5 protein-coding genes are annotated in these 4556 nt (G+C 69.5%); 1 reads left to right on the forward strand and 4 read right to left on the reverse strand.

From position 1 onward, the window contains the following. A partial coding sequence (locus A9X05_RS05460; protein WP_067779802.1) for a protein kinase occupies positions 1–984 on the forward strand: 984 nt, incomplete at its 5' end. A gap of 66 nt (positions 985–1050) precedes the next feature. Here A9X05_RS05460 and A9X05_RS05465 read toward each other — a convergent pair. The 4 genes from A9X05_RS05465 to A9X05_RS05480 form a co-directional block, all read right to left on the reverse strand. Beyond that, a complete protein-coding gene (locus A9X05_RS05465) occupies positions 1051–2055 on the reverse strand; it encodes an NAD-dependent epimerase/dehydratase family protein (RefSeq protein WP_067779805.1) in 1005 nt (334 codons plus the stop codon). A 60-nt stretch (positions 2056–2115) separates the two neighbouring features. Next, positions 2116–3117: a tocopherol cyclase family protein gene (locus tag A9X05_RS05470; RefSeq protein WP_067779807.1), complete on the reverse strand. Its 1002-nt coding sequence runs from the start codon at positions 3115–3117 to the stop codon at positions 2116–2118. Beyond that, complete coding sequence (locus A9X05_RS05475; RefSeq protein ID WP_067779810.1) at positions 3114–4274, reverse strand: alpha/beta hydrolase; 1161 nt, start codon at positions 4272–4274, stop codon at positions 3114–3116. Before A9X05_RS05475 ends, A9X05_RS05470 begins: the two co-directional genes overlap by 4 nt. Next, the coding region (locus tag A9X05_RS05480) for a cytochrome P450 (protein WP_156736491.1) at positions 4275–4556 on the reverse strand (282 nt) is incomplete at its 5' end. It lies immediately after the preceding gene.

Raw genomic sequence — 4556 nt, forward strand, 5'->3', positions numbered from 1 at the left:
GTCGACTTCGGTCTCGGGCACGGCGACCCGTCGCGGGTGTATATGGCGCCCGAGCGGTTCACCACCGGCCGGGTCGGGCCGCAGACCGACGTGTACTCCCTGGCGTGCCTGCTCTACGAGTGCCTGACCGGTCAGCCTCCGTTCGAGGCGTCCGACCCGGCCGAGCTGAGGAGCGCCCACCTACTCTCGCCGGCGCCGCGACCCAGCATCATGCGTCGCGGCGTGGGCCGGGCCTTCGACGACGTCATCGCCGTGGGCATGGCCAAACGGCGTGAGGCGCGTTTTGCGTCCGCGGGTGAACTCGCCCGGGCCGCCAGCGAGGCCGTGAACGCGGCGTACGAGCCGGTCGCGGTCGGTGCCGGCGCGGGCCCCCTTGGCACCCGCCCGTTCGAGGCGGTCTATCCGAACCCGGACGACACCGGCTTTAGCCCGTATCCGGTTGTTGATCCGCAGTCGCGGCCGGACGGTTGGCGGCCCGTTGGCGGCCGCGGAGCGTTCGTGATCACGGCGGCGGCGGTCGTGCTGGTGGTGGCAGGGCTCGTGGTGGCTCTGGCGTCGGCGTTGACGAGAGGCGGCTCGACGCCCGCTCGGACGGCTCAGGCGCCATCGCCCGCCCCGTCCAGCGCGCCGCCGCCGAAGACGCCGACGCTGTCCGCTCCTGTGCGCGGCGCCGACGGGTTGGGGTTCGTCGGCGAGACGGCCCGCTGCGATCCGGGCAACCCGCCGGCCGCCGTGGTGCGGACCGCCAAGTCGCTGGCCGTGGTGTGTGAAAACCTCAGCGGCAGTTACTACTACCGCGGCGAGCGGATCAGGGACGGCGCGCACATCGAGCTGTCGAACGCCGAGCGCGCCGGGGACGGTTTCGATGTCACTAACCCGGTCGACGGCGTCGTCTACGAGGTGCGGCCGAACCGGTTGCGGATCATCAGTGGCAGCCACGTCGATTCGTCGGAGCCCGTGCTGCAATACGCCACGGCGTCGTGATCATCACGGCCGCCGGACTTTCCCAGCGGGAGGACGCCTTCGACCGGTTGCCGACGGCTTCCGGCGTCAGGGCCGGAAAGCGGCTTCGTCTCCGCCGCGGCGGGCGAACGTCGCGATAATCGCCTCGTGCGGCGGGCGCCAGGTCACCCCCAGCTCGGCCAGTGTGCGGGAGTCATCGGTCGGTGTCGCCGCGGTGAGCAGTTGTGCCGCTTCGAAACTAAATCCGGCCCCGAGTGGAAGGCGGTCCCCGACGGCGTCCGCGACCCTACCCAGGGCCCGAAACACCGCTCCGTTCAACGGGATTCGCCTGATGTGACGGCCGGAGCCCGCCTCGAGCGCATCGATCATCTCATCGAAGCTCAGCATCACGCCGCCGCACACGTATCGTTTTGCGCCGTGGCCTGGGCGCATCGACGCGACATGCACATCGGCGACGTCGCGCACGTCGACCATCATCATTCCAGCGTGCCGCAGTCGCGGCGCCACACCAGCGCGGATGATCGGCGCCCAACCCTGTTCGGTGATGCCCGGGGCGGTCGCCAAGGCCGGACCGACCACGCTGGACGGATAGGTGATGACGACCGGCGTCCCCTCGTCTTGCAGCCGCCGGGCAGCACGGTCGGCGTAACCCTTCGTCTTGGCGTAGGCCGACCTACCCGCCGCCGTGGGGGTATCCGGCCCGATCACCGAGACCTCCGGCGAGAAGAGGGAGGCGTAGCTGTTGATCGTGACGATCGGGTCCAGCCCGCGGTCGTGTGCCTGACGCAGGATCGACTCGGCAGCGAACGCGTTGATCTCCCACATCAGGTTCTCACGCCGGCTGTCGGTCCCGACCACGCTGGCGGCGTGCAGGACGGCGTCACAGCCGTCCAGCAGCGTCGACACGGTATCGGGCTCGCGAACGTCGCCGGTTAACACGGTTATCGAGCCGAATTCGGAAAACCTGCGCAGCAGTTCGGGATTCTCCCAGCCGTGCTCGGCCAGAAGCCGCACCTCATGGCCGGCGCTCAGTAGGCCACGGACGATGTGCGCACCGAGATACCCGGTGCCACCAGTCACTGCGATTCGCACGAGTTCGTGACTCTACCGGGTGGTGGCCAGGTGGTATGAGAGGGACGGCGTCGTGACGATCTAGGCCGGCCGGCTGCCGACCTCCAGGCCGGCCAGCTCGCAGGTGCCGTCGAACACCACCTCGCCGTATTCGCGCACACGGCAACGCAATCGACCGGCGAGGTGCTCGAAGTCGGTGTCGATGTTGCGCCGCTGCGCGGGCAGCGGCACCGGCAAGACGTGCGGGTCCGCGCGGGTGCCGTCCCCGTCCAGCTCGATGTGGTAGCGGCGGGTGCGCGCGGACACGCTCCAGCGCCCGTCGCCGACCTCCGATCGCACGGGCGCCGGCGGGGTGATCCGGATGACACGGTCGCCGAGGCGCACGACGACTCCGGTGACGTCCCTGCGGATCGGGCCGAGCTGAAGCAGGCCCCCCGAGAACGCGACCGAGACGTCGGCGTCGCCGAAATCGTGGGCCTGACCCCACCACCACCGCTCGGGGAAGCCCGCACCCCAGTTGCGTTCCGTGTAGAGCCGGGCGTCACTGAACGACCACGTACGGTCGCGGAATTCGACTGTGCCGGTGGCCTTTCCGCCGAGCCGGTAGGGATGCCAGTACTGGTTCAGAAACGGCACCGACGAGAAGACGCCGCCGCCGCCGAAGGCCTTGGGCCAGTTGAACGGATCGGTGAAATGCAAATCGAGGTGGATTCCGTCGAGGTCGATCTGGAGTCGATCGAGGTACGCCGCCAGACGCGCGTCGGGGAAGGTCCCGGCGTGCACCGAGAAGGTCGACGACTCGGCCTCGGCAGCATCCACGACCGCGGAGCGCACCACGTCGCCGGGATGCAGCGCGACCGCGACGGTGGCCCAGTCGCCGTCCGGGTGCCGGTTCACACTGCACAGCGCGACGACGACGCGACCCGAGGCGGCGTCGGTGAGGCGCCAGAACCAGCCCTCCATTTCGGTGCCGTGCGAAGGGACCGGGTCGCCGAAGGGAACGTCGGCGCCGGTGCGCCGATAGGCGTGGACCAATGGCTTGGCCGCGTTGGCCGCTATCCAGCGCAGGTAGGAGGCGGTCATCGCTTGTCGGCCAGCCCCGATTGCACGAGCGCGTCGTCGATGAAACGCTGTACGGGCCGCGAGCGGAAGAATCCGGTGTGACCGCCTGGGTACCAGTGGATTTCGGGTTTGCCCCAGTGCTCCCAGAGTCGGGTGACCTGGTCGCGCGGGTGCACCAGGCGGTCGGCGAGGCCGGCGTAGATGAAGCGGCCCTTTTTGGGCACGCGCGGGGTCAGCGCCAGCGGCGAGATCATCCGGCCGAGGGGCTTGGCCGAGTCCATCGTGTGGCGCAGACCGGTGTGGCCGCTGAGGCCGGCGTGACGGCCGACCAGGTTCACCAGGTCGACGGCGGGCACGCCGAGGATGGCGCAGGTGAGGCCGTCGTCGAGGCTGGCGACCAGCGACGAAATCAGGCCGCCGAGGGAGATGCCGTTGACCCCGATCGCCGCGTCGGGCTGCTGCGCGCGGATCCAGCTGATCAGCCGCCGGATGTCCCAGACCGACTGCGCGGCGCCGTGCACGTCGTCGAGCACGTCCTCGCTGGGGAACTTTGGCCCGCCGCTGGCTCGGGGGCCGTGCAGGGGGAGTACCGGTAGCACGACGTTGAGGTCGAGATGCCGGTACAGGTGCCAGGCATGAAACAGCATGGGGTCGAGCGCAGCCCGTCCCATCTCCGCGCCGTGGATGCAGATCAGCCACGGCCGCGGCCGGCGGTGCCGGAACATCAGGGCGTATTCGCGGTCGTTGCCGGTGTAGCTGCGCCACCGTTCCCGGCCGGGTTCGCCGTCGAGGGGTTCGTAGTCGCTGTCGAAGGACAGCCGCTCGTAGTTGCGTCCCATGCTGCTCACGCGTTTGACGGTGACGTCGGTGGGGGGCGGGGGCGGGGCGAAGAATCCCTCGGGGTTGTCGAGCCAGCCCTTGTCTTTGTAGAAGGCTTGTGCGGCAAGCACTTCGGTGTCGATCCGTTCGAGGGTCTTGGAGTCGGGGGCCCGACGCAGCAGGCTGAAGCCGCTGAGCAGGATCTCGTCGCGGAAGGCCTGGGCCGCGAGCGCGATGGTGGGCCGGGCCACCGGCAGCTCGTCGGGCTGACGGTCCAGGTAGGTGCCCCAGGAGCGGGCGTAGAAGCCGCCGGTGCGGGTGAACGGACCCAGCATGTGTGTCATCGGGTTGGCGTGCATCTAGCCTCGTTTCGCTCCGGGGGTGAAGGTGACCGGCAGCGTGCCGAGCCCGGTCATGCTGGGGTTGCCGAGGTATTGGTGGACGTTGTCGACGTCGACTCGGTAGTCGGGGATGCGGTCGAGGACGGCTTTCACCATGACCTCGGCCATCAGGCGCGCGAGGTGCGAGCCGATGCAGCGGTGCGGCCCGAGCCCGAACGCGACGTGCCGGTTGGGCGCGCGGTCCAGGATGATCTCGTCGGGGTTCGGGAATTCTTTTTCGTCGTGGTTGGCCGACAGCCA

Source organism: Mycobacterium sp. E3298 (genome assembly GCF_001666895.1).
GTDB lineage: Bacteria > Actinomycetota > Actinomycetes > Mycobacteriales > Mycobacteriaceae > Mycobacterium.

Coding starts and splice junctions, on each gene's coding strand:
- A9X05_RS05475 (WP_067779810.1), bottom strand. CDS start 4,274: ATGCACGCCAACCCGATGACACACATGCTGGGTCCGTTCACCCGCACC.
- A9X05_RS05470 (WP_067779807.1), bottom strand. CDS start 3,117: ATGACCGCCTCCTACCTGCGCTGGATAGCGGCCAACGCGGCCAAGCCA.